Origin of the sequence: Pantoea sp. OVA07A, from assembly GCF_019969975.1 — a bacterium.
Taxonomy (GTDB): domain Bacteria; phylum Pseudomonadota; class Gammaproteobacteria; order Enterobacterales; family Enterobacteriaceae; genus Pantoea; species Pantoea agglomerans.
In genome coordinates this window covers 1,231,661-1,252,309 of the sequence record NZ_JAHXYM010000001.1, presented here as the reverse complement: position 1 = coordinate 1,252,309, position 20,649 = coordinate 1,231,661, and the positions used below count along the sequence as shown (strand labels likewise).

The 20,649-nt window shown below is 55.3% G+C and carries 24 protein-coding genes, 1 other RNA gene and 1 other annotated feature; of the genes, 12 read left to right on the top strand and 13 right to left on the bottom strand.

The features are described 5' to 3' along the window. Nucleotides 1–62 precede the first annotated feature (62 nt). Nucleotides 63–923, bottom strand: coding sequence for a DUF6024 family protein (locus tag LC417_RS05975; protein WP_010255933.1), 861 nt, complete (start codon nucleotides 921–923; stop codon nucleotides 63–65). Between the two features lie 186 nt (nucleotides 924–1,109). Here LC417_RS05975 and LC417_RS05970 point away from each other — a divergent pair, with 186 nt between their 5' ends. Next, nucleotides 1,110–1,979 (top strand): LysR substrate-binding domain-containing protein, encoded by an 870-nt coding sequence (locus LC417_RS05970; RefSeq protein ID WP_223565605.1) that lies wholly within the window; start codon nucleotides 1,110–1,112, stop codon nucleotides 1,977–1,979. A gap of 349 nt (nucleotides 1,980–2,328) precedes the next feature. On the opposite strand, the gene htpG is transcribed toward LC417_RS05970, so the two are convergent. The 6 genes from htpG to LC417_RS05940 all read right to left on the bottom strand — a co-directional run bounded on the left by htpG (nucleotide 2,329) and on the right by LC417_RS05940 (nucleotide 8,634). Further along, on the bottom strand, nucleotides 2,329–4,203 hold the full coding sequence (gene htpG / locus LC417_RS05965; protein ID WP_029519428.1) for a molecular chaperone HtpG: 1,875 nt from the start codon (nucleotides 4,201–4,203) through the stop codon (nucleotides 2,329–2,331). A gap of 97 nt (nucleotides 4,204–4,300) precedes the next feature. Next, nucleotides 4,301–4,906, bottom strand: a complete 606-nt coding sequence (gene recR / locus LC417_RS05960) for a recombination mediator RecR (RefSeq protein WP_003850420.1) — start codon at nucleotides 4,904–4,906, stop codon at nucleotides 4,301–4,303. Next, a complete protein-coding gene (locus tag LC417_RS05955; protein ID WP_003850423.1) occupies nucleotides 4,906–5,238 on the bottom strand; it encodes a YbaB/EbfC family nucleoid-associated protein in 333 nt (110 codons plus the stop codon). Before LC417_RS05955 ends, recR begins: the two co-directional genes overlap by 1 nt. 55 nt (nucleotides 5,239–5,293) lie before the next feature. Continuing rightward, entirely contained in the window at nucleotides 5,294–7,390 is a 2,097-nt protein-coding gene (gene dnaX, locus LC417_RS05950) for a DNA polymerase III subunit gamma/tau (protein WP_223565604.1), read from the bottom strand. Next, nucleotides 5,891–5,952: a sequence feature (DnaX frameshifting element), on the bottom strand. It overlaps the preceding gene by 62 nt. 158 nt (nucleotides 7,391–7,548) lie before the next feature. Beyond that, nucleotides 7,549–8,100: an adenine phosphoribosyltransferase gene (gene apt / locus LC417_RS05945; protein WP_223565603.1), complete on the bottom strand. Its 552-nt coding sequence runs from the start codon at nucleotides 8,098–8,100 to the stop codon at nucleotides 7,549–7,551. 144 nt (nucleotides 8,101–8,244) lie between these two features. Then, complete coding sequence (locus LC417_RS05940; protein ID WP_010255914.1) at nucleotides 8,245–8,634, bottom strand: DUF454 family protein; 390 nt, start codon at nucleotides 8,632–8,634, stop codon at nucleotides 8,245–8,247. Between the two features lie 57 nt (nucleotides 8,635–8,691). Here LC417_RS05940 and priC point away from each other — a divergent pair, with 57 nt between their 5' ends. The 3 genes from priC to rsmS are packed head-to-tail and all read left to right on the top strand — an operon-like array spanning nucleotide 8,692 to nucleotide 9,677. Then, entirely contained in the window at nucleotides 8,692–9,213 is a 522-nt protein-coding gene (gene priC / locus LC417_RS05935; protein WP_010671220.1) for a primosomal replication protein PriC, read from the top strand. 57 nt (nucleotides 9,214–9,270) lie between these two features. Next, a complete protein-coding gene (locus LC417_RS05930; protein ID WP_022626108.1) occupies nucleotides 9,271–9,516 on the top strand; it encodes a membrane protein in 246 nt (81 codons plus the stop codon). Nucleotides 9,517–9,524: 8 nt separating this feature from the next. After that, complete coding sequence (gene rsmS / locus LC417_RS05925) at nucleotides 9,525–9,677, top strand: pleiotropic regulatory protein RsmS (protein ID WP_010255907.1); 153 nt, start codon at nucleotides 9,525–9,527, stop codon at nucleotides 9,675–9,677. Here rsmS and acrR read toward each other — a convergent pair. Further along, the gene (gene acrR, locus LC417_RS05920; protein ID WP_010255906.1) at nucleotides 9,674–10,312 is read right to left on the bottom strand and encodes a multidrug efflux transporter transcriptional repressor AcrR; all 639 of its coding nucleotides are present in this window, start codon (nucleotides 10,310–10,312) and stop codon (nucleotides 9,674–9,676) included. The two genes, rsmS and acrR, sit on opposite strands and share 4 nt — an antisense overlap. Nucleotides 10,313–10,454: 142 nt before the next feature. Between acrR and LC417_RS05915 the strand changes: the two genes are divergently transcribed. The 4 genes from LC417_RS05915 (at nucleotide 10,455) to ykgO (ending at nucleotide 15,389) form a co-directional block, all read left to right on the top strand. After that, nucleotides 10,455–11,648 (top strand): efflux RND transporter periplasmic adaptor subunit, encoded by a 1,194-nt coding sequence (locus LC417_RS05915; protein WP_010255904.1) that lies wholly within the window; start codon nucleotides 10,455–10,457, stop codon nucleotides 11,646–11,648. Nucleotides 11,649–11,664: 16 nt separating this feature from the next. Then, entirely contained in the window at nucleotides 11,665–14,820 is a 3,156-nt protein-coding gene (locus LC417_RS05910) for a multidrug efflux RND transporter permease subunit AcrB (protein WP_010255902.1), read from the top strand. A gap of 162 nt (nucleotides 14,821–14,982) precedes the next feature. Next, nucleotides 14,983–15,237 carry a type B 50S ribosomal protein L31 gene (locus LC417_RS05905; RefSeq protein ID WP_010671219.1) on the top strand — a complete coding sequence of 85 codons (255 nt, stop codon included), beginning with the start codon at nucleotides 14,983–14,985 and terminating at the stop codon, nucleotides 15,235–15,237. 11 nt (nucleotides 15,238–15,248) lie between these two features. Then, a complete protein-coding gene (gene ykgO, locus LC417_RS05900) occupies nucleotides 15,249–15,389 on the top strand; it encodes a type B 50S ribosomal protein L36 (RefSeq protein ID WP_010255896.1) in 141 nt (46 codons plus the stop codon). A gap of 45 nt (nucleotides 15,390–15,434) precedes the next feature. Here the strand turns inward: ykgO and LC417_RS05895 are convergent, their stop codons facing one another. The 3 genes from LC417_RS05895 to LC417_RS05885 are packed head-to-tail and all read right to left on the bottom strand — an operon-like array spanning nucleotide 15,435 to nucleotide 17,833. Next, nucleotides 15,435–16,313: a metal ABC transporter substrate-binding protein gene (locus LC417_RS05895; RefSeq protein ID WP_223565602.1), complete on the bottom strand. Its 879-nt coding sequence runs from the start codon at nucleotides 16,311–16,313 to the stop codon at nucleotides 15,435–15,437. A 15-nt stretch (nucleotides 16,314–16,328) separates the two neighbouring features. Further along, entirely contained in the window at nucleotides 16,329–17,168 is an 840-nt protein-coding gene (locus tag LC417_RS05890; RefSeq protein ID WP_010671217.1) for a metal ABC transporter permease, read from the bottom strand. Next, a complete protein-coding gene (locus tag LC417_RS05885; protein WP_010255888.1) occupies nucleotides 17,165–17,833 on the bottom strand; it encodes a metal ABC transporter ATP-binding protein in 669 nt (222 codons plus the stop codon). The genes LC417_RS05890 and LC417_RS05885 overlap by 4 nt, the downstream gene beginning before the upstream one ends. A 341-nt stretch (nucleotides 17,834–18,174) precedes the next feature. Between LC417_RS05885 and LC417_RS05880 the strand changes: the two genes are divergently transcribed. From LC417_RS05880 to LC417_RS05870, 3 genes are all read left to right on the top strand, one after another. After that, nucleotides 18,175–18,528 (top strand): hypothetical protein, encoded by a 354-nt coding sequence (locus LC417_RS05880; protein ID WP_010255885.1) that lies wholly within the window; start codon nucleotides 18,175–18,177, stop codon nucleotides 18,526–18,528. A gap of 147 nt (nucleotides 18,529–18,675) precedes the next feature. Next, the gene (gene tomB / locus LC417_RS05875) at nucleotides 18,676–19,053 is read left to right on the top strand and encodes an Hha toxicity modulator TomB (RefSeq protein ID WP_003850455.1); all 378 of its coding nucleotides are present in this window, start codon (nucleotides 18,676–18,678) and stop codon (nucleotides 19,051–19,053) included. Nucleotides 19,054–19,077: 24 nt separating this feature from the next. Then, a complete protein-coding gene (locus tag LC417_RS05870; protein WP_003850458.1) occupies nucleotides 19,078–19,293 on the top strand; it encodes an HHA domain-containing protein in 216 nt (71 codons plus the stop codon). A gap of 134 nt (nucleotides 19,294–19,427) precedes the next feature. Here LC417_RS05870 and ffs read toward each other — a convergent pair. Further along, nucleotides 19,428–19,524, bottom strand: an RNA gene (gene ffs / locus LC417_RS05865) — signal recognition particle sRNA small type. A gap of 175 nt (nucleotides 19,525–19,699) precedes the next feature. On the opposite strand from ffs, the gene LC417_RS05860 reads away from it, so the two are divergent. Beyond that, on the top strand, nucleotides 19,700–20,011 hold the full coding sequence (locus LC417_RS05860) for an MGMT family protein (RefSeq protein WP_033756781.1): 312 nt from the start codon (nucleotides 19,700–19,702) through the stop codon (nucleotides 20,009–20,011). Nucleotides 20,012–20,050: 39 nt separating this feature from the next. On the opposite strand, the gene LC417_RS05855 is transcribed toward LC417_RS05860, so the two are convergent. Beyond that, nucleotides 20,051–20,608 (bottom strand): YbaY family lipoprotein, encoded by a 558-nt coding sequence (locus tag LC417_RS05855; RefSeq protein WP_010255881.1) that lies wholly within the window; start codon nucleotides 20,606–20,608, stop codon nucleotides 20,051–20,053. Nucleotides 20,609–20,649 lie beyond the last annotated feature (41 nt).

Below are 20,649 nucleotides of genomic sequence, written 5' to 3'. Positions count from 1 at the left end.
CTCATCACAAGGAAGGGCGCGGATCGCGCAGGGCGACCTGAGTCGCTTTTTGGCCCTGCCCCCTACCCGCCTGGCCTGCCGGACGCTTTTTCAGATTTACCGCCTGAGCCGAGCAGGAATTGCAGTCGTCGGCTCAGATGATGGGTCATATTCACGCTTTTTTTGCCGCTGCCGCGCACGTTAGCATTCAGCAGCAGCCGCGCCTGCTGCGGCCATTTCACCACATCTTCCGCATCTGAAAGCGATGTGATCACGGAGGCCGGGACATTAAAGCTGGCAAACGGCAAACCGGGCTGATGGCAGGAGTTCAGCGGCAGCGGGTCTGACAGGGAGAGCGCATCGACGGTGGCGGCATTGTAAGGCCGCCAGTGCGGATCGTCGAAGCGGCGCAGTGCCTCATGCGTGGCGGTCAGGGTCAGCCCCTGTTCGAAAAGCCGCAGTTCGCTGCGCACCAGCGTACTGAAGTCATGTGTCCGCAACGCCACCAGCACCAGATCGCTGCAGATCTCGGCGTGGCGATCCAGTCGGGTGACAAACAGATGGGCTTCGTCGATCAGTTTCTGATGCAGCACGCTGGCAAAACTCTCGCTCGCCTCCGTCACGCCCTGGTTCTGGCAATCCCGCAGCGGACGCACGCGGCCATTGGGCAATTCGACATGCGGTACCAGCATGATGCTGCCCGCGATCAGCGGAACTGCTGGCAGGATGTTGAGTTCGGTTACCGGAAAGTGCGAGGCGTAACGGTGCTGATTGCGCGCCTGCTCCTGTCGCAGAAAGAGCTGAGAAAGAAGGACCTGCGCCACATGCAGCGAGGGCGCGAAGAAGAGATCGAACTGCTCCAGCCGGTAAAAACGTGAGAGCGCCAGGCGTAACCGATGGCGCGCCTCTGCTGAGGTTTCAGAGGATAAAGAGCGGTGTGCCATGGTTGTCTCGCTTCGGGGAGTGTGCGGCGTGAACGCAGGTTAAGCGAGGCGGAATACCCTGAAAAATCACAGATATAAGGCTGAGTCAACCCGCCAGAATTTGCCCTACAGAGTAGGTCAATGCGGCTGGACTTTAAAATGATATAAATTGACAATCCCTGTTAGATTTTTGCACAGGGGAAGAGGATGAACGGACTGCCGCCACTGAGAGCGCTGCACTATTTTCACCAGGCAGCCTTACACAGCAGTTTTAGCGTGGCGGCTGAACATCTGCATGTTACGCACAGCGCCATCAGCCATCAGATTCGCCAGCTGGAGAGCTGGATGGGCAAACCACTTTTTGTCCGCAGCCATGGCCGCGTGAAACTGACCTCAAACGGTGAACGTCTGCTGCTGAGCTGTCAGCAGGCGTTCAGTGAGTTGCGCAGCAGCTGCGAAAGCATTCGTACCGGGCTGCTTCAGCAGATTCGGGTCTCCTGTGCCCCCAGCTTTTTGTCGCAATGGCTGATTCCCCGTATCGCCAGCTTTTATCAACGCTATCCGGAGATTGAGGTTCACTTCCAGCCGCTGACGCAGATCTCGCAACTGCGCAGCGAACATGTGGATGTGCTGATCCTCAGTCACGGTGAGCCCCCTGAATCTGACATAGACGCCACGCTGGTCAGCGAGGATGAGATTGGGCCGCTCTGCGCACCTCACTTTGCTTCGCAACTGCGGGTCGGCGAGGATCTGGCCGCGATGCCCCTGCTGCATGCGGATACCCGGCTGCACGCCTGGTCAGAGTGGGCGGACAAAGCTGGGGTCAGCGGCCGCTTTAACGGCGGAAAGCATTTTGAGAGTCTGACACTGGGGATTCAGGCTGCACGAAGTGGTCTTGGCGTCCTGATGGCACCGCGTTTGCTGGTACGCAAAGAGCTGGAGGATGGCACGCTGCTTGCGCCGCTTGGCTTTGTACGCGTCGAGCGGGCCACATGGATGATGACAAAACAGAGCCGTCGGCACGATACGGAGATCAGCCTGTTTCGCGACTGGCTGCAGGATGCCGCAAAACCATAAAAAAAGCCGGTGAGGGTCACCGGCTTGATGCTGCTGATAATATCTGCCCTTCTCAGCGGTGAGACCGAGCCAGCGCAGAAAACACGGTCAGATCGGAAAGACGCAAAAGCCGTCATCCGTGACACGCTCGGCCCACGCAATTACGCACCTCATCCCTGAGGTGCGCCCGTAGCCGGGCCAACGCTTTGCGTTGTTCAAAAACGCTCCTGACGTTTTTGTCCATGGCGCGGGACGCTTTCCTCTTCTGACCGTGTTCCCTGCGCACCGGATTCATTCGTAGCGGTCAGAATCACCCTGCTGTGGCTTTATCAGCCGTCTGAGGCCGGTGAAAACCACCGGCCTGTTACCATTATGCGGTCAGCAACTGGTTCATGCGGCGGATAAACTGGTTAGGATCGTCCAGCGTGCCGCGCTCGGCCAGCAAGGCCTGATCCAGCAGCAGCTCAATCCACTCACCGAAGCGTGCTTCATCCTGCGTATCCGCAACACGTTTCACCAGCGGATGATCCGGGTTGATTTCGAACAGGTACTTCACTTCCGGTACTTCCTGTCCGGCCGCGGCAAACAGCTTCGCCATCTGCGTGGTCATCTCATTGGCGTCGGTGGTGACAATCGCCGGAGTATCGGTCAGGCGATGCGTCAGACGCACCTCTTTCACACGTTCGCCCAGCAGAGTTTTCACCCGCTCAACAAAAGGCTCCAGCGCTTTTTCCGCCTCTTTCTGCTCTTCGGTCTCTTCATCCGCCAGCTTGCTCAGCGATTCATCCGCTTTGCTGACTGACTGGAAGGTTTTACCATCGAACTCAGTGAGGTAGCTCATCATCCATTCGTCGATGCGATCGGAGAGCAGCAGCACCTCAATGCCTTTTTTGCGGAACAGTTCCAGATGCGGGCTGCTCTTCGCGGCGGCATAGCTGTCAGCGGTGATGTAGTAAATCTTCTCCTGACCTTCCACCATGCGGCTGACGTAATCTTCCAGCGAAATGGTCTGTGCCGAACCTTCGCTCTGGGTGGTGGCGAAACGCAGCAGCTTAGCGATCGTCTCCTGGTTAGCGTGATCTTCCGCCGGGCCCTCTTTCAGCACCAGACCGAACTCATTCCAGAAGGTCTGATATTTCTCGTTGTCATCTTTCGCCAGTTTTTCCAGCATCTGCAGGGTCCGCTTCGTCAGCGCAGCGCGCAGACTCTGGGTCACGCGGCTATCCTGCAGGATCTCACGGGAAACGTTCAGCGGCAGATCGTTGGAGTCAATCAGGCCACGCACAAAGCGCAGATAGTTCGGCATAAACTGCTCAGCGTCATCCATGATAAAGACGCGCTGTACGTAGAGTTTCAGGCCATGTTTCTGATCGCGGTTCCACATATCGAATGGCGCACGCGCCGGAATGTAGAGCAGGCTGGTATATTCCTGCTTACCTTCTACCCGATTGTGGCTCCAGGCAACCGGATCGCTGTAATCGTGGGCGATATGCTTGTAGAACTCGTTGTACTCTTCGTCGCTGATCTCAGATTTGTTGCGGGTCCACAGCGCCTGGGCTTTGTTAATCTTCTCCCAGTGTGTCCCTTCGCCTTCTTCATCTTTGCTTTCGATCTCTACCGGCAGCGCGATGTGATCGGAATATTTGCTGATGATGTTGCGCACGCGCCATGCATCCAGGAACTCATCCTCGCCTTCGCGCAGATGCAGGGTGATCTCGGTACCACGATCGGCTTTCTCAATTTCAGCCAGGGTATATTCGCCCTCGCCTGCGGATTCCCAGAACACGCCTTCTTCGGCTGACGCGCCCGCGGCACGGGTGCGCACCGTGACTTTATCCGCCACGATGAATGCAGAATAGAAACCGACACCGAACTGACCGATCAGCTGGCTATCTTTCGCCTGATCGGAGCCCAGGGATTCAAGGAAGGATTTGGTGCCTGACTTGGCGATAGTCCCGAGGTTCTCAATGACCTCATCGCGACGCATACCAATACCGTTGTCGCTGAGGGTAATGGTACGGTTGTCCTTATCAACAGAGAGACGAACATGCAGCTCGCCATCACCTTCATACAGGCTGGAATCTGACAGGGCACGGAAGCGCAGTTTGTCTGCCGCATCCGAGGCGTTGGAGATCAGCTCACGCAGGAAAATTTCTTTGTTTGAATAGAGAGAATGGATCATCAGGTGCAGAAGTTGTTTTACTTCCGACTGAAAGCCACGGGTCTCTTGTCCTTTCATGGTCATTGCTACCTCAACAAAACAGGTTGAACAAACGTTGAGGTTGATGTGGGGGTGACAGGGAGATTTTCAAGCCGGTGTCTGTCACAACACCGGCAAGTGATTAAAATTTAAACTTCTGGCGGCCCGCCAGTGAATGGGACAGCGTGGTGCCATCAACCATCTCCAGCTCACCGCCCACCGGCACGCCGTGCGCGATACGGCTGGCGTCGACGCCATACTGACCACAGAGTTCCGCGATGTAGTTCGCGGTCGCCTCGCCTTCCACCGTCGGGTTGGTGGCGAGGATCACTTCCTGCAGGGTTTCACTCTCCAGTCGCTGCTCCAGACGATCCAGGCCAATATCAGCCGGACCGATGCCGTCGAGCGGCGAGAGATGTCCCATCAGCACAAAGTAGCGACCGCCAAACTGGCCGGTTTGCTCAATGGCGTGAATATCCGCCGGGCTTTCCACCACGCAGATTTGACCATTCTGCTGACGCCGTGGATTGGCGCAGATGGTGCAAATTTCCTGCTCGGTGAATGTCCGGCAATCGGCGCAGTGTCCGATCTCCGACATCGCCCGGGTCAGCGCCTGCGCCAGCCGCATGCCACCGCTGCGATCGCGCTGCAGCAGCTGAAACGCCATGCGCTGCGCCGACTTCGGCCCAACGCCAGGCAGACAGCGCAGCGACTCCATCAAAGATTCAAGCAGTGGACTGGTTTGCATCAGAACGGCATCTTAAAGCCTGGTGGCAGCTGCATGCCTGAAGAGACAGAAGCCATCTTCTCTTTCTGGGTTTCATCAATGCGACGTGCCGCATCGTTGAACGCGGCTGCAATCAGATCTTCCAGCATATCTTTGTCATCTTCCAGCAGGCTGGGATCGACTTCCACGCGACGGCAGTTGTGCGCGCCGTTAATGGTGACTTTTACCAGGCCAGCACCAGACTCACCGGTCACTTCAATCGCGGCAATCTCTTCCTGAACCTTGGCCATTTTGTCCTGCATCTGCTGGGCCTGTTTCATCAGGTTGCCCAATCCGCCTTTACCACCAAACATAATTTTCTCTCTCAGCTGAGGCTACAACGCTATCGTTAAGATAGCAGCAGCGTGTTCAAACAGGTCGGATACTCTCCTCATCCAGATCGGCATCAAAAAAGCGCTGCAGCGTCTGGATGTGGGTATCACAGGTGATCGACTGACGCGCCTGCGCCAGTTTCTCTTCGTAAATGGCCTGACGCCATTCAAGTGGCGTCAACACCGATGAATTATCGTCTTCAACTACCGAGAGTTCAACTCTCTGCCCGGCATGCTGACTCAGCGCATCGCTTAATACCTGCTGCGCCGACGGTGAATTAAGGTGACGCTGGCTGCTACGCAAATGCAGGCAGACCCCAGTTTCGGTGGTCTCTTTCCAGGCATTTAACGCCAGCTGCTGCACCAGTTTCGGCAGCGGCAGGATCGCAATCTCTGCGGCCCAGGGATCGCGCTGCTGTGCTTCTTCGGCCAGACGCGCCGCCAGCTCAGGGGTTTTCTCATGCTCCAGCGCAGAACGCAAGGCCTTTGGCGTCGCCACCGGCTCCGCCACTTCCACCGGCTGATTGACCGCTTTCCAGCGGTACGCTTCCTCTTTTACCGGGGCAGCAGGCTCGCGATCGCGGATACGCTGCTGACTGCGCTCGGTGACCGAGGCCAGCCGCTCCAGCGCGGAGTTGGCCGGCCGCGCACCTGGCGCTGCCGGCTCACGCTTTTTTGGCTTGTTCGCTCCCTGACGCAACAACTGAGTGCGCGCCTGCAGGAGCTGACTGGTGGAACTGGAGAGTGCGGTGTCAGGTGCGGCATCTGGCGACGGCGAATGCTGCGGTGCAGCATCGGGCGCGGCCATCTGCGGCTGAGCGGCAACCTGCTGCTGCGTCTGCTCCGGCATCTGCTGTTGAGTCTGCTGCGCGACGGGCGACGCGGTGTGCGACGGCGGCGTAGCGGCAGGTGACGGTGAGGCTGGCTGTGCTGCCGATTGCCGTGCTAACGACGATGGGCCGGATGCTGCCGGTGACGTCTGCGCAAGGGCGACAGGCGCCGTCTGCTGAGTTAATGCGGGACGCGCAATGGGTTCAGCCACGGCAGCTTTAGGATGAAACGCCAGTGCACGCAGCAGCGTCATCTCCACACCCATGCGACGATCGGGCGCAATAGGCAGATCCTTGCGGCCCATCAACAGGGTCTGATAATAGAGTTGCAGATCGGCGGGCGGCACCACGCGCGCCAGTTCACGCAAGCGAAGGGCGTTACTCTCATCATCGTCATTAAGCGAGGTCGGCAGCAATTGCACCATCGCAATCTGGTGCAGCAGGCGCAGCATTTCTACCAGCAGCGCTTCCCATTCCACACCCCGTGACGCGGCCTGGCTCAACAGGCTCATCACCTGCTGACCGTCACCGTCGACCAGCGCTTCCAGCAGCCCCAGCGGCTGCTCATCGTCCAGCGTGCCGAGCATGACGCTGACCGTACTGCTGGTCACCGCGCCCTGCCCCATGGCAATGGCCTGGTCGGTAAGGCTCAGCGCATCGCGCATACTGCCATCGGCAGCCCGCGCCAGCAGCTGCAGCGCCCGGGTTTCACTCTCAATCTGTTCCTGCTTCAGAACATGCTCAAGCTGCTGACGGATTTGATCGACATCCAGCGCTTTGAGGTGGAACTGCAGGCAGCGCGAGAGAATGGTCACCGGCAGTTTCTGCGGATCGGTGGTCGCCAGCAGGAATTTAACGTGTGAAGGGGGCTCTTCCAGCGTCTTTAACAGCGCATTGAAGCTGTGACGCGACAGCATATGCACTTCATCGATCAGATAGACTTTGAAGCGGCCACGCGCCGGGGCGTACTGCACGTTGTCGAGCAGATCGCGGGTATCTTCAACTTTGGTACGCGATGCGGCGTCAATCTCAATCAGATCGACAAAGCGGCCCTGCTCAATTTCACGGCAGTTATCACACTGACCACAGGGGGTGGCAGTGATACCGGTTTCGCAGTTAAGGCCTTTGGCCAGCAGACGCGCAATAGTGGTTTTCCCTACTCCGCGGGTGCCGGAGAAGAGATAAGCATGATGGATGCGTCCCAGAGACAATCCATTCGCCAGCGCCGTCAGAACATGTTCCTGACCGACAACATCAGCAAAAGCCTGGGGACGCCATTTTCGCGCAAGTACCTGATAGCTCATGTGGAGTTCGACGAAGTTGGATGGAAAGATGAGCGCAGACGCTCTGCAACCCCTGTATAAGATTGCAGTAGTCTATCAGCTACGCTTTTGGCTGGCACTCGTTATCTTGACGCCGAAGGCGTGACGGCCTCGCCGGATGGCAAGGCCGAAAGAGTGGCTTAGTGGCCGGGGAATTTAACCAGGCTGTAGCTCTCAACGCCCATGGCATTAAGACGCGTTTCTCCGGTCAGATCGAACAGATTAATAATGAAAGCCGCGTCTTTAACTTCACCGCCTGCACGACGAATCAGTTTAACGGTCGCTTCAATCGTCCCGCCGGTCGCCAGCAGGTCGTCAACCACCAGCACCAGATCGCCTGGCTGGATGGCATCTTTGTGCAATTCCAGCTTATCGGTTCCGTACTCCAGCTCATAGGATTCGCTGTAGACTTCACGGGGCAGTTTGCCGGGCTTACGCACCGGAACAAAACCGACGCCGAGACCTAACGCCACCGGTGCACCAAACAGGAAACCGCGCGCTTCCGTCCCCACCACCTTAGTGATGCCTTTATTACGGTAACGCTCAACCAGCAGCGCAATCGACGCGGCATAGGCTTTGGGATCTTCCAGCAGGCTGGTGACATCGCGGAACAGGATGCCTGGCTTAGGATAATCGGGAATGCTTTTAATGCTGTTTTTAATGAATTCAAACTGCTGCGCAGTGTCGGTCATAATGATACGCCTGGTAAAAAATTCTGTTTCGCGCAGCTTCAAAAGCGCTAATACCTGATAACAGGCTCAGCGGAAGTCAGTTCACAAAGGGAAGCCACGCACGAAGACGCCCAAATCTAAGCAAATGACCGGCTAAATGCAACTTTATCGCGGCGGCGGCGGTGCGTCCGCTGCTTCTGCCACCACCGGAATACGCCACATAAACAGCAGCAGCGCCGCCAGCATGATCAGCAGCATGATGCGTACCCAGAGCTGATGCACCAGGAAGAGTGAGAGACTAAAGGTGGCGACGATCAGGCAGATAGCGCGTACTTTAGCCCCTGGCGGCATCGCGCGATGCTGCTGCCAGTGACGCAGATAGCGGCCAAATGGCGATTTCCACAGCAGCCAGTGATGAAAACGCGGCGATGAACGGGCAAAACACCAGGCCGCCAGCAGCATGAATGGCGTGGTAGGTAATAAAGGTAATACAATGCCCAGCGTCCCCAGCACAATCGCCAGCCAGCCGAGGGTTAATAACAGAATGCGTTGCATGAATGCCGCCCAACTCTTTCCTCATCAGCGTACGTTAGCACAATTGAGCGTGACGCGATGAGTGCGATCGCCATACAACAGCGCCTGCAACAGCTCCTTATCGCCCTGCGGCAGGAACTCGCCTGCCATTCCGATGGGGTTTGCCGTCTGCCACGTTTTGATACTCAGCTGTTTCGCACCAAAGGCACGCGGCTGGCTGATTACCTGCTGGAAGTGGAACAGAATTTTGCCCGGCTCTGCGACAGCAGCCACGATCTGGCCCGCAGTGCGTGGCTGGCTGAACGCCTGGTCGATCAGATTGCCGCCCTGCAACGCGAGGCGAGTACGCAACAGCTGCGTACCCGACGCGAACAGCCCATCAGGAACCCACGCGCCGCAAAATATCAGGAGTACCGTGAATTTGAACGGCGTTTACTGGCAATGATCGATCAGCGTGAGCAGCGCCTGGCGCTGGCCGAAACGCTGGCGGTACAGCATCAGCTGAAACAGGATCTGGAAACGTTAGAGCAGCGACTGGCACGCTGTCGGCAGGCGATTCGCTCTGTCGAATGGGCCTCTTCGTTGCGCGGCAGCGAATAAAGCGCAGCGTGACAAAAGCGCTCCTATACTGGGTGTGATTCGGCGCGGAGAAGAACCATGGCTTTACTTGTGTGGCTGTTAAGCGGTTTACTGCTGGGGTTGCTGAAGCGTCTGCTTATGCCGGGACCACCGGGCGGCCTGGTTGCTACCCTGACGCTGTCGATGATCGGGGCACTGATTGGCGGCTATATCGCCACCTATTTTGAACTGGGCACCCTGGCAACGCTGCATATTGGCGCACTGGGCATGGCGATTCTCGGTGCATTAGTGATGCTGCTGGTCGCGGCCCGACTACGTATTTAGGAGAAGAGATGTCACTGGAAAATGCCCCTGACGACGTCAAACTGGCAGTTGATCTGATTCAGCTACTGGAAGAGCATCAACTGCCGGTAGAAACCGTGCTCTCAGCGCTGGCCATGGTGCAGCGCGATTTCGAAAACAAGCGTGATCGCCCATCGGCTTAGTGGTGGGCAGTCAGCGTCGGACTGAGGCGCAGCATATCGATAAAGGCATTGACCAGCGTCGGCGCGTCTCCGGCTAAATCAAAACTGTCCGGCGCAAACAGCCAGCTTTCCATCATACCGTTGACGTAACCGCGCAGGATAAGAGCGGCCTGACGCGTGCTGAGACTGCCAGGAAGTTGTCCGGCTTCGATACACTGGCGCAGGACATCTTCAATTTTGTCGTAGCACTCCAGCAGTAAGCTCTGCTGCATATTCTTCAGCGCCGACATTTCGCCCACAAATTCACATTTGTGGAAAATGATCTCCATCAAGGCGCGGCGCTGCGGATCCTTTGCTGTCGCGTCAAAGATATAGACCAGCATCGCTCGCAACACAGAGAGTGGATCGCCAGGGTATTTTGTCTGATACTCAAGTTCCACATCGTCCAGACCAGCATCACAACGAAGCCATATTTCATGTAATACATCGGCTTTATTTTTGAAGTGCCAGTAGATGGCCCCTCGCGTGACGCTGGCAGCGGTTGCAATATCCGCCAGAGAAGTGGCTGAAACGCCCTGCTGCGAAAACAGAACAATGGCGGCATCAAGAATTTGATGTCGCGTTTCAAGTGCTTGCGCTTTGGTTTTTCGTGCCATAAGGGGCTTTTTTTACAAACAGGTAAGTTTACATACATTTGCGAATGTATGTACCATAGCATGACCTGCGACTTGACACAGCAATGGGTTTTTCAGTTTGTGATCCATTGACCAATTGATATCGGACACTAGAGGTTTATTTATGAATAAAATCAGAGGATTATCGCCTCTGGCGGCCGTCCTGATGCTATCAGGCAGCTTTTTGTTAACAGGATGTGACAACAATAAATCCGAACAAGCCGCCCAGCAACCGCCAGCAGTGGGGGTTGTAACACTGAAAACTGAACCCCTGAAAATCTCGACTGAATTACCTGGCCGCACCTCGGCATATCGTGTCGCCGAAGTCCGTCCGCAGGTTTCCGGTATCATTCTGAAGCGTAACTTTGTTGAAGGCAGCGATGTCAAAGCGGGTCAGTCTCTTTATCAGATCGATCCAGCTACCTATCAGGCCGCCTATGACAGCGCCAAAGGTGATTTAACTCAGGCGCAGGCCAATGCACGCATCGCTCAGCTGACCGTCAAACGTTATAAGCCTTTACTCGGCACCAAATATATCAGTCAGCAGGATTACGACACCGCCGTTGCCACGGCCGCGCAAAACGATGCTGCGGTTCAGGTAGCAAAAGCCAATGTAGAAACGGCCCGCATTAACCTGGCTTATACCAAAGTCACCTCGCCTATCAGTGGCCGCATCGGCAAATCGTCAGTAACGGAAGGTGCGCTGGTACAAAACGCACAAACCACCGCCCTGGCCACTGTGCAGCAACTTGACCCGATGTATGTCGACGTTACCCAGTCGAGCGAAGATTTCATGCGCTTACGTTCAGAACTGGAGTCGGGTCAGCTGAAGCAGAACGATGGCAAAGCCAACGTGACCCTGCTGATGCAGAACGGCAACAGCTATCCACAGACAGGTACGCTGGAGTTCTCTGACGTTACCGTTGATGAAACCACGGGTTCTATCACCCTGCGCGCCATTGTCCCGAACCCGAACCATGCGCTGTTACCGGGCATGTTTGTTCGCGCTCGTCTGGATGAAGGTACCAATCCTAATGCGTTGCTGGTTCCGCAACAGGCGGTAGCCCGCACCCCAACGGGTCAGGCAACGGTCATGGTGGTAGGTGCAGATAACAAAGTGGAAGCTCGTCAGGTCACCACCTCTCAGGCGATTGGCGACAAGTGGTTAGTCACCGACGGTGTTAAAGCGGGTGAACGTGTGATCAGCACGGGTCTGCAGCGAGCCAAGCCGGGCGCACAGGTTACCCCACAAGAAGTCTCAGACGATGCGAAAGCGGCACCCGATTCAAAGCCGCAGTCTGACAAGTCATCGTCATAACAGGAGCCGTTGATTCATGGCTAAGTTCTTTATCGATCGGCCCATCTTTGCGTGGGTGCTCGCCATCATCATTATGCTGGTCGGTGCGCTATCGATTCTCAAACTTCCGATTGAGCAATATCCCAATGTTGCACCGCCGGCGATTGAGATTCAGGCCACCTACCCTGGTGCAGATGCTAAAACGCTGCAGGACTCGGTGACCCAGGTCATCGAACAAAATATGAACGGCATTGATGGACTGATGTATATGTCCTCAAGCAGCGACTCATCCGGTACGCTGACCCTGACGATCTCCTTTGAGTCAGGAACAGATGCCGATATCGCGCAGGTTCAGGTGCAGAACAAACTGCAGCTGGCGACGCCGCTGTTACCGCAGGAAGTACAGCAACAGGGGATTCAGGTTAAGAAATCTTCCAGTAGCTTCCTGATGGTAGCGGGCTTCATCAGCGACGATGACAATATGACGCAGAATGATATTTCTGACTTTATTTCATCGTCCATCAAAGACCCGATCAGCCGTACCAAAGGCGTGGGTGATACCCAGGTATTTGGTGCGCAGTACGCGATGCGTATCTGGATGGATCCGCACAAGCTGAACAACTACAACCTGACGCCGGTTGATGTTATCAGCGCCCTGAATACGCAGAACACCCAGGTTGCTGCCGGTCAGTTGGGCGGTACGCCTCCGGTTCCGGGACAGCAGCTTAACGCCTCGATCATTGCGCAAACCCGTCTCACCTCTACCGATGAATTCGGCAAAATCCTGCTGAAAGTGAATGAAGATGGTTCTCAGGTTCGTCTGCGTGATGTGGCAAGGATTGAACTTGGCGCGGAAAACTACGAAATCGTTGCCCGTTATAACGGCAAGCCTGCGTCCGGTATCGGTATCAAGCTGGCCACCGGTGCGAATGCGCTGGATACCGCCAATGCGGTGAAAGAAGAACTGGCCAAATTGCAGCCGACGTTCCCGGCCGGTTTGAAAGTGGTCTATCCGTATGACACCACGCCTTTCGTTAAGATCTCGATTTTCGAAGTGGTGAAAACGCTGATCGAAGCGATCGTGCTGGTGTTCCTGGTCATGTATCTGTTTCTGCAGAACTTCCGCGCCACGCTCATTCCTACCATCGCGGTCCCTGTGGTATTGCTGGGTACGTTTGCCGTTATCAGCGCTTTTGGCTATTCGATAAACACCCTGACGATGTTCGGGATGGTGCTGGCCATCGGCTTGCTGGTGGATGACGCCATCGTGGTGGTCGAGAACGTTGAGCGCGTAATGGCGGAAGAGGGATTACCGCCAAAAGAAGCGACTAAGCGTTCTATGGAGCAGATCCAGGGCGCACTGGTCGGTATCGCGCTGGTGCTGGCTGCCGTATTTATTCCGATGGCGTTCTTTGGTGGTTCGACCGGTGTTATCTACCGTCAGTTCTCCATCACTATCGTTTCGGCAATGGCGCTGTCGGTGCTGGTCGCCTTTATTCTGACGCCGGCACTCTGTGCCACCATGCTGAAACCGATTAAAAAAGGCGAGCACGGTAAAACCACCGGTTTCTTCGGCTGGTTCAACCGCATGTTCGACAAAAGCACCAACCACTATGTGGATGGTGTGGGCCACATGGTTCGCAGTACGGGTCGCTATATGGTGATCTATCTGGTGATCGTGGTCGGTATGGCGTTTCTGTTTGTGCGACTGCCCTCCTCATTCTTACCGGAAGAGGATCAGGGTCTGCTGCTGGCTCAGGCGCAGCTGCCTGCTGGTGCAACCCAGGAGCGTACGCAGAAAGTGCTGGATCAGGTGACGGATTACTTCCTGACCCAGGAGAAAGACACGGTTAAATCGGTGTTTACCGTTAACGGCTTCGGCTTTGCCGGTCGTGGACAGAACACCGGTATCGCCTTCGTCAGTCTCAAGCCGTGGGATGAACGTACCGGCAGCGACATGAAAGTACCGGCGATTGCTGGCCGTGCCATGCAGGCGCTGGGCGCGATCAAAGATGCAATGGTCATTCCTTTCAACCTGCCAGCCATTATTGAACTGGGTAACGCGACCGGCTTCGACTTTGAGCTGATCGACCAGAATAACCTTGGCCACGATAAGCTGACGGAAGCGCGTAATCAGCTGTTCGGCATGATTGCGCAGCATCCTGATACGCTGGTTGGCGTCCGTCCTAACGGGATGGAAGATACGCCGCAGTACAAGCTGACCATCGATCAGGAGAAAGCACAGGCGCTGGGCGTATCACTGAGTGATATCAACACCACGCTGGCGGCTTCCTGGGGCGGTTCCTACGTCAATGACTTCATTGACCGCGGTCGCGTGAAGAAAGTTTACGTCATGGGTAAAGCGGACGCCCGCATGCTGCCGGACGACATTGGTAAATGGTACGTGCGCAACAGCAGCGGAACCATGGTGCCCTTCTCTGCCTTCTCGTCAGCGAAATGGCAATATGGTTCACCGCGCCTTGAGCGTTACAACGGTCTGCCTGCGATGGAAATCCTGGGACAGGCTGCGCCAGGCAAAAGCTCGGGTGCGGCAATGGACCTGATGGAAGAGCTGGCGGCGAAACTGCCTGCCGGTATCGGCTATGACTGGACCGGCATGTCCTATCAGGAACGCTTGTCAGGTAACCAGGCCCCTGCGCTCTATGCCATCTCGCTGATTGTGGTCTTCCTGTGTCTCGCCGCACTGTACGAGAGCTGGTCGATTCCATTCTCGGTTATGCTGGTTGTCCCGCTCGGGGTCATTGGTGCACTGATCTTTACCACCCTGCGTGGCCTGAGTAATGACGTCTACTTCGTAGTGGGGTTACTGACAACCATCGGCCTCTCCACCAAGAACGCCATCCTTATCGTCGAATTTGCTAAAGATTTGATGGATAAAGAGGGTAAAGGGCTGATTGAAGCTGCGCTGGAAGCGTGCCGTATGCGTCTGCGTCCTATCCTGATGACGTCACTGGCGTTTATTCTCGGGGTACTGCCGCTGGCGATCAGTACCGGGGCCGGTTCCGGTTCGCAAAACGCCGTAGGTACCGGTGTTATCGGTGGTATGGTCACCGCGACCATACTGGCGATCTTCTTCGTTCCTGTGTTCTTTGTGGTGGTACGCCGCCGCTTTGGCAAGAAAAAAGAAGAATCAGCGAACAGTCATCCGGTTGAGCATAACCAGACTCACTAAGCTGTAAATCATCTGAGGCCGCGCAAGCGGCCTTTTTTTATGCCTGCGATTCAGCCCTTCTCATTTCCTGTCCCCTTGCTTTTCCTGTCTCACGGACAGTTGCAATCCTGGCCTGTGCATCGCATAATATTGTTATAGTATAACATTACATAGGTGTGCATTATGAAAGCGAATATTCATCCTCACTATCGTCACGTGGTTTTCCATGACACATCGGCTGATGTCTGGTTCAAAATCGGATCAACCATCAAAACCGATCGCACCGTGGAGTTCGAAGGCGAAACGCTGCCCTACGTCACCCTGGATGTGTCGTCTGCCTCACATGTGTTCTACACCGGTAAACAGAAAGATTTTGCCAAAGAGGGCAGCACCGCGCGCTTTAACCAGCGTTTCGGGCGCTTTCTTGGAAAGAAATAGAGGAGAGGATCATGCAGGTATTAAGCTCGCTGCGTTCAGCAAAAAATCGCCATCGGGATTGTAAAGTGGTCCGCCGCAAAGGCCGTATTTACGTTATCTGTAAATCGAACCCGCGGTTTAAAGCAGTACAGGGAAGAAAGAAAAAACGCTAGTTTGTGTCGTGATGACTGGCCGGGCTTGCCCGGCCTTTTTTATGCTTAGTACATGCTCTTCAGCATCGCATTCACGTTGTGTTTAAAAGCCGCCTGATAGGTGGCTGCCGGGCCAGAGGCCGTGGATAACGCTTCCGGATAGAGCTCACCACCCGGCTCTGCCCCGGTGGCGCTGGCAATCTGTTTTACCAGACGCGGGTCGGTCTGGTTCTCAATGAAATAGCGATTGATGTGCTGCTGCTTCAGCTGAGTGATTAAATTACCCACGTTGCTGGCACTCGCTTCCGCCTCAGTAGAGAACCCTACCGGCGCCAGGAAAGTCACGCCATATCGCTGTCCAAAGTAACCAAACGCATCATGACTGGTCAGCACTTTACGCTTATCGGCTGGCACAGCGTCAAAGGCGGTTTTTGCCCAGCGATCCAGCGCCTGCAGTTGCTGAATGTAATTCTGTCCACGCTGACGAATGGCCGGAGCATCTTCAGGATCGGCTTTGACCAGCGCATTCATCACGTTGGTCGCGTAGATAACGCCGTTCTGCATGCTGTTCCAGGCGTGAGGATCGGTAACGGTTTTACCCTCCTCCTCCATGCTGCGAGTGGTGACACCGGTTGAGGCGACAACGGGCTGACCGCGATACCCTGAGGCGCTGACCAGCCGATCCATCCACCCTTCCAGTCCCAGTCCGCTGACAAACACCAGATCGGCCTTCGCCAGCGCCTGACTGTCCTGCGGTGTCGGTTCAAAAGTATGAGGATCGCCATTCGGCCCCACCAGGCTTTTAACCTTTACATGATCGCCGCCGACCTGCTTAGCGATGTCAGCCAGCACGGTAAAGCTCGCCACGACATCCACCGTTTTGGCCATCGCCAGAGGCGTGGCAAACAGCGCAGCGAGCGCCAGGCTAACCGGTAATTTTTTCATAGATACCCCTTAAGATTAATGGCGGCGTAAAATTCCGCCGCACGGCCCTGTAAGAATGGAGAAAAAAAACAGCATGGCGGCGCTCAGCACCACAGCGGGACCCGCCGGCAATGAGAAGTGCCAGGAGAGCATCAGCCCGGCCAGCGACGAAATCATTGCCATGAAAATGGCGATAACCAGCATCGCGGCGAGATGGCGACTCCAGAAGCGGGCGCTGGCGGCGGGCAACATCATTAAACCCACTGACATCAGGGTGCCCAGCACCTGAAAACCCGCCACCAGATTCAGCACCACCAGCATTAAAAACAGACCATGCACCAGCGGCGCGCTCCATTTTCCCTGCGCACGCAGGAAGTCGCCGTCAAACGCATCGATGACCAGCGGACGATAGATCACCGCCAGCAGAATCAGCGTAAAGGCAGCGATGCCGCCCACCAGCAACAGCGCTGCGTTGTCTACCGCCAGCAGCGAGCCAAACAGAACGTGCAGCAGATCCACACTTGAGCCGCGTAATGAAACCAGCGTGACGCCCAGCGCCAGTGAACCCAGATAGAACCCGGCAAAACTGGCATCCTCTTTCAGCGGCGTGTAGCGACTGACCGCGCCAGAGAGCAGCGCCACGGCTAAACCAGCGATCAGGCCGCCAACACCCATCGCGACCAGTGACAATCCGGAGATCAGATAGCCAATGGCGGCACCGGGCAGCACCGCGTGTGATAAGGCATCGCCAATCAGGCTCATACGTCGCAGGGAGAGGAATACCCCGAGCGGCGTGGCGCTGACGGCCAGCGCCAGACAGGCCACCAGCGCGCGTCGCATAAAACCAAACTCAATAAAGGGTTGAATCAGGGTCACGGCGCACGACTCCCCAGAGAGGAAGCAGGCAGGCAGGTGCAGTTAACCTCACGTTCATCCATCGACATCACGTTACTGAAGTAGCGCGCCACCAGCGGACGATCGTGCAGCACCACCAGCAGGGTTGTTCCGGCCTGCTGTTGCTGCTCAAGGATCGACATCAGTAGCGTCACCGTCTGGCTGTCAATGCCGTTAAAAGGCTCATCCAGAAGCCAGAGCTGGCTGCGCTGCAGCATCAGCCGCGCAAACAATACCCGCTGCAGTTGTCCGCCGGATAACGTCGCGGGCTGCGCATCCGCATAATCACTCATCTGAACCGCTTCCAGCGACTGCCAGATCTCCCGACGCAGTATCCGGTTAATGCCGCCGAACCAGCCGCAGCGTGGCCAGCAGCCAATAGAGACCAGTTCAAATACCGTCAGGGGAAAGCGGGTCTCAAGTTCGGTGCGCTGCGGCAACCAGCCGATATCCCGGCGTGCAACCTGCAGCTCACAGCGCCCGGCTATCGGTGGCAGTAAGCCAGCAATGGTTTTTAACAGGGTTGATTTGCCGCTACCGTTCGCGCCGACCAGCGCGGTCATCGAGCCGGCTGCGAGCTGGCCGGTAATAGCCGGGGTCACAACCTGTCCCTGGTAGCCCGCGCGAAGCGCGTTAAACAGGATCATGCGCTGATCCCCCATTTTATTGCCACAGCAAGCAGCGTGATAAATAGCAGTGCTACTCCCAGCCGCCCGCCCAGTGACATAAGTAGTCCACTCTGACGCATTACTTCACCATAATGTTATAACATAACAGCAAAGATACCTGATGTTGCTCTCTGTTGAATGTGGGATTGTGTATCAAAAGATAAATATCACCTGCACTCACTGGCAGACCCGCGCTGGCGGTAAGGCCTGCGGCTGCGTCTGGCAAATCTCAGAAACTGAGAGTTTTGTGCTCAACTGACTTGCAAACCAGTTGCAGAAAACCAATGATAGGTTTATTAACGGTTATAAGTGGAACAGATATGCTGTCACGCATTGAATGTGATATTGCCGCGGGTGAATCGGACTGCGCAAAAATAGCAGAGATTGTTCAGCGGAATATTCTCAAAATAACCGATTTGCTGGTAGGGGATTTACGCTGGTACTCACAAAATGCCCGGTTAGTTCCAGGCAGTTTAAAAATCATTTCGGTTGAATACCAGGATCTGAATAGTTTTAAATTACTTTACGATTTTGACTGGAATTTATTTAGTCCCTGCCTGGATCTAAATGAAACCGTGACGCAGTCAGAACAGGTAAACTTTCACATTAAGCCCGGTGCACTTGAGTTTGATGTGATCGACAATGAGCAACCCTCCCCTGGCGATGAATTGTAATATTTAGTAATGGAGGTGAGCAGAACTAATGGTTTTACACTATCTTTAAGGTATCCCGTTTAATAACTGCCCGAATAATCGCTTCCTGGCCGCGTGATCTTCTCTCGCCGCCCTGCGGCAACTGTGCTAGCTATGGAGGGGAAAAAGATGGACGAATACTCACCGAAACGGCATGATATTGCCCAGCTTAAATACCTTTGTGAGAGTCTGTTTGACGACAGCATGGCAACATTAACCGACAGTCATCATGGCTGGGTTAATGATCCCACTTCTGAAAGCAATCTACAGCTTAACGATTTGATTGAGCATATCGCCTCTTTCACCATGAATTACAAAATTAAGCACGTTGAAGATGAAGCGCTGATTTCGCAAATCGATGAATATCTTGATGATACTTTTATGCTATTCAGCAATTATGGTGTCAATAGTCCGGATCTTCAGCGGTGGCAACGTTCAGCAAAACGCTTATTTAATCTGTTCACTGAAGAGTGCGCTTTTCTCCAGCAACCGAGCCATTCATTATAGTAAAGACATGAGAACGGTTTATTTATGAACAAAACCCTGACTAAAACCGATTATTTGATGCGACTGCGGCGCTGCCGCTCTCTTGATACCCTGGAAAGGGTGATTGAAAAAAATAAGTATGAATTACCGGAAGATGAATTAGCGGTATTTTACTCAGCAGCTGACCATCGCCTGGCGGAACTGACGATGAACAAGCTCTACGATAAAGTCCCGGGTTCAGTATGGAAATTTGTCCGTTAATCTGATCGCTTACGGCTCAGTTTTACCCCAATAAAGTACCGGATAATCCTGCCTGCCGGCAAAGGATCGGCCCAGGCGGGTTTTGCCTGTCTGCAGCTTAGGGGGAGAATATCGAAGGGGGAAAGTGGTGGGGGCCCTGCCAGCTACATCCCGGCACACGCGTCACCTGCTACGGCTGCTTCCTTCCGGATCTGACCGAGTTCACAAGCTAGCATTGCGGGAGAACCAACAGGGCCCCCATTGACAAGCCCTCTTTACGAGAGCGGGGGCATTATCTGGGAAGGAGGTGGCAATTGCAAGCGTAGTCGGGACAACCGTTGTTTTCTTGAACAACCACCGCTTTTACGCTTTCTCCGCCTTTTCCCCGTGCTAAAGTTAAAACCCTTTTTCCTGATGAAATAAGTACATGAATCAGCCAGACACTTTCCAGCAACGCATCTGGCAAATTGTTGCCGCTATTCCGGCTGGCCGCGTCACCACCTATGGCGATGTGGCGCTACTGGCCGGTTCTCCGCGCGCGGCGCGTCAGGTTGGTGGCGTGCTGAGTCGCTTACCCGAGGGCACTACCCTTCCCTGGCATCGCGTCGTAAACCGACACGGCACAATTTCTCTTCAGGGTGACCGTCTGTTGCGGCAGCGGGATGCACTGGAGGCGGAAGGCATAGAGGTGAGTGACGACGGACAGCTCGATCTCGAAACTTATCGCTGGCGAGTTTAGACAGGGAAAAAAGGGCGACAATGTCGCCCCGAAAAGAGTTTACAGACGGGTTGGAGCAGGAACCGCAGCAGACGGCGTCACCTGAGTCGGTGAGGTCGAAGGAACGGTGGTCGCTGCGCCCGGCTGGGTTGGCATCGCCATAGACGGTACCGGTACCAGCAGCAGCTCTGCTTTGGTGCCACCCTGGTTAATCACCGGCTTCACGCCTTCAGTGATAAAGGCCAGCTTACCGTCGATTGAGATGGCTGCGCTTAACAGAATGCGTGCATCAGGCTTGATGTCGGCTGGGTTAAACGGCAGCACGAACTGGAACGGTGCCTGTTTGCCTTCGGTACGCACCACGCGCTGCGACAGCACTTTTGAGGGTGCATCGGCGACGGACGCATCAGAGAGCGTCACGGTTAATACCGCATCCGGCGGCAGCGCAATGCGCTGGCGGATAAAGACTGAACCACTTACGTTAGGCTGCGCAATCGCCGCCGTCTGTCCTGCAACCGCAGAACCCAGAGTTGGCGTTGGCACGGGTTTACTCTTGTCGGCGCATCCTACAACAGCAACCGCCATAACTACTCCACTGAACACATGCCTGAGTTTCATTGATGTCGTCTCCATTTGATCAAAATGATTGTCGGCAGCGA

Bases quoted from the DNA above. Each gene is read 5' to 3' on its own strand.
- LC417_RS05975 (WP_010255933.1), bottom strand. From the start codon at position 923: ATGGCACACCGCTCTTTATCCTCTGAAACCTCAGCAGAGGCGCGCCAT.
- LC417_RS05970 (WP_223565605.1), top strand. From the start codon at position 1,110: ATGAACGGACTGCCGCCACTGAGAGCGCTGCACTATTTTCACCAGGCA.
- htpG (WP_029519428.1), bottom strand. From the start codon at position 4,203: ATGACCATGAAAGGACAAGAGACCCGTGGCTTTCAGTCGGAAGTAAAA.
- recR (WP_003850420.1), bottom strand. From the start codon at position 4,906: ATGCAAACCAGTCCACTGCTTGAATCTTTGATGGAGTCGCTGCGCTGT.
- LC417_RS05955 (WP_003850423.1), bottom strand. From the start codon at position 5,238: ATGTTTGGTGGTAAAGGCGGATTGGGCAACCTGATGAAACAGGCCCAG.
- dnaX (WP_223565604.1), bottom strand. From the start codon at position 7,390: ATGAGCTATCAGGTACTTGCGCGAAAATGGCGTCCCCAGGCTTTTGCT.
- apt (WP_223565603.1), bottom strand. From the start codon at position 8,100: ATGACCGACACTGCGCAGCAGTTTGAATTCATTAAAAACAGCATTAAA.
- LC417_RS05940 (WP_010255914.1), bottom strand. From the start codon at position 8,634: ATGCAACGCATTCTGTTATTAACCCTCGGCTGGCTGGCGATTGTGCTG.
- priC (WP_010671220.1), top strand. From the start codon at position 8,692: ATGAGTGCGATCGCCATACAACAGCGCCTGCAACAGCTCCTTATCGCC.
- LC417_RS05930 (WP_022626108.1), top strand. From the start codon at position 9,271: ATGGCTTTACTTGTGTGGCTGTTAAGCGGTTTACTGCTGGGGTTGCTG.
- rsmS (WP_010255907.1), top strand. From the start codon at position 9,525: ATGTCACTGGAAAATGCCCCTGACGACGTCAAACTGGCAGTTGATCTG.
- acrR (WP_010255906.1), bottom strand. From the start codon at position 10,312: ATGGCACGAAAAACCAAAGCGCAAGCACTTGAAACGCGACATCAAATT.
- LC417_RS05915 (WP_010255904.1), top strand. From the start codon at position 10,455: ATGAATAAAATCAGAGGATTATCGCCTCTGGCGGCCGTCCTGATGCTA.
- LC417_RS05910 (WP_010255902.1), top strand. From the start codon at position 11,665: ATGGCTAAGTTCTTTATCGATCGGCCCATCTTTGCGTGGGTGCTCGCC.
- LC417_RS05905 (WP_010671219.1), top strand. From the start codon at position 14,983: ATGAAAGCGAATATTCATCCTCACTATCGTCACGTGGTTTTCCATGAC.
- ykgO (WP_010255896.1), top strand. From the start codon at position 15,249: ATGCAGGTATTAAGCTCGCTGCGTTCAGCAAAAAATCGCCATCGGGAT.
- LC417_RS05895 (WP_223565602.1), bottom strand. From the start codon at position 16,313: ATGAAAAAATTACCGGTTAGCCTGGCGCTCGCTGCGCTGTTTGCCACG.
- LC417_RS05885 (WP_010255888.1), bottom strand. From the start codon at position 17,833: ATGATCCTGTTTAACGCGCTTCGCGCGGGCTACCAGGGACAGGTTGTG.
- LC417_RS05880 (WP_010255885.1), top strand. From the start codon at position 18,175: ATGCTGTCACGCATTGAATGTGATATTGCCGCGGGTGAATCGGACTGC.
- tomB (WP_003850455.1), top strand. From the start codon at position 18,676: ATGGACGAATACTCACCGAAACGGCATGATATTGCCCAGCTTAAATAC.
- LC417_RS05870 (WP_003850458.1), top strand. From the start codon at position 19,078: ATGAACAAAACCCTGACTAAAACCGATTATTTGATGCGACTGCGGCGC.
- LC417_RS05860 (WP_033756781.1), top strand. From the start codon at position 19,700: ATGAATCAGCCAGACACTTTCCAGCAACGCATCTGGCAAATTGTTGCC.
- LC417_RS05855 (WP_010255881.1), bottom strand. From the start codon at position 20,608: ATGAAACTCAGGCATGTGTTCAGTGGAGTAGTTATGGCGGTTGCTGTT.